Genomic DNA, 1,492 nt, shown 5'->3' with positions numbered 1-1,492 from the left:
GTACTTTTGGATACAATTATTGGGCAAAATTATAAAAATAATGTTTAATATTGCTGAATATATTACATATGTATATCTTTACAAGATACATTTTTCTTGTATGAATCTGTACAATCTTGATGATTTGACCGTTCCTTCCTCTATCCTTCTCGTATGCCCTTTGATATTATTTTTGCCCAGCAGGTCTTGGAGGCCTGAATTATGAAACTACTTCGGTTGCTTTTATTGCTTATACATGTGTTTGTTGGGTTAGGTGCACTTGCAGGTGGATATGCTTGCTTGGTTGACCCTGTAACTCCCCTTGGCGCTACAACCGATATGTTGCAGGGGTCTCCATTTTCTACCTTTCTGATTCCTGGCATTGTTCTATTTGGACTGTTTGGAGTCGGCAATCTGTTCAGTATCATACTCTTGTTTAAGCAGAACAAGTATCTTGGGTATGTTGCTGGCCTGCTCGGAGGATCCATGATTGTGTGGATTATTGTACAGGTCCTGATCATTAAAACCGTGGTTTTCCTCCATGTACTCTTCTTCATCATCGGAGCAGTCCAGGGCTTGATAGCTCTTGCCTTGCTGTACAAGGAGGGATTGTTTCCTTGGAACTTGATCAAAGGCAAGAGATCTTAGGGAATTGGGTTTTTGCTACTTAGGGTTGGCCTGGGTTTGATGTAGTGCCATTCTTCCTGTTAACAGAATACTAGAATGGACCGCTAAAAACAGAGCAAGAATAAGGGTATGTTGGTTACTCCAAACATACCCTTATCACAATCACCAGTGAATATGTGTTATTTCAGGAAGTTGATGGTGTGGCTGTCATAGGTGACATGCTTGCTTCTGAGATTATCCCGATTTCCATATGCAACAATGAGTCTGAGGTTCCTTCCTGAATCAAACTGTGAGGCAGGTACCGTGAACTCAAGGGTGGTCTTGCCTCCTGCTTCCTTGATCTTGCTCTGAACAAGCATCTTTGAAGAAGAGGGGCTATGACTATGACCACGGCCAGTCTCCTCACTGATGACTTGGCTGGTAATTGCATCATAGCCTATGATGATATGAGCACCATGCATCCTATTGGACCCAAGGCCAACCGAAACCCATCCTGTAGTTGGTGCTTCGAGAATGAAGTGCAGATTACTGGAATCCCTACTCTGGGCATACCCAAGACGCATATCCTTGAGTTGTACAATCTCGGGGTATTCATTGGTTCCGAAAGATCCATCAACCACGGGATTGGATGGAGAGGTTGGGAATATCTGAGCTGCCAGTGGCAGACTGAAAAGCAGAGATATGATGAGAACTATAGAGAGTTTTTTCATGATTTTCTCCTTGGTTTCCGGCCAGAGAGCCGGTAGTTCGCATAAGAGATAAGGGAGAAAGCCATCCAAGCGACCAGGATGCCAATCCCCCACGGGTTATAGGTGAAAGAAGACGTGGAGGCGAGTAAGACATGGAACAAGACCACAAGTCCAGCTACCACCATCAGGTTGTGCAT

Annotated in this window: 3 protein-coding genes; 1 reads left to right on the top strand and 2 read right to left on the bottom strand. The window is 44.0% G+C overall.

Annotated elements, in window-relative coordinates; translation table 11 throughout:
* Nucleotides 1-201 precede the first annotated feature (201 nt).
* The gene (locus JF818_RS09205; RefSeq protein ID WP_198891719.1) at nucleotides 202-627 is read left to right on the top strand and encodes a hypothetical protein; all 426 of its coding nucleotides are present in this window, start codon (nucleotides 202-204) and stop codon (nucleotides 625-627) included.
* 158 nt (nucleotides 628-785) lie between these two features.
* On the opposite strand, the gene JF818_RS09200 is transcribed toward JF818_RS09205, so the two are convergent.
* Nucleotides 786-1,316, bottom strand: coding sequence for a DOMON domain-containing protein (locus JF818_RS09200; RefSeq protein WP_198891718.1), 531 nt, complete (start codon nucleotides 1,314-1,316; stop codon nucleotides 786-788).
* On the bottom strand, nucleotides 1,313-1,492 hold a 180-nt coding region (locus tag JF818_RS09195; RefSeq protein WP_198891717.1), incomplete at its 5' end, for a hypothetical protein. The genes JF818_RS09195 and JF818_RS09200, both read right to left, overlap by 4 nt.

It is taken from the genome of Sphaerochaeta sp. S2 (genome assembly GCF_016406725.1).
Taxonomy (GTDB): domain Bacteria; phylum Spirochaetota; class Spirochaetia; order Sphaerochaetales; family Sphaerochaetaceae; genus Sphaerochaeta.
Note: the sequence above shows the minus strand (reverse complement) of the source record. Positions and strands in the feature narration are given on the sequence as shown.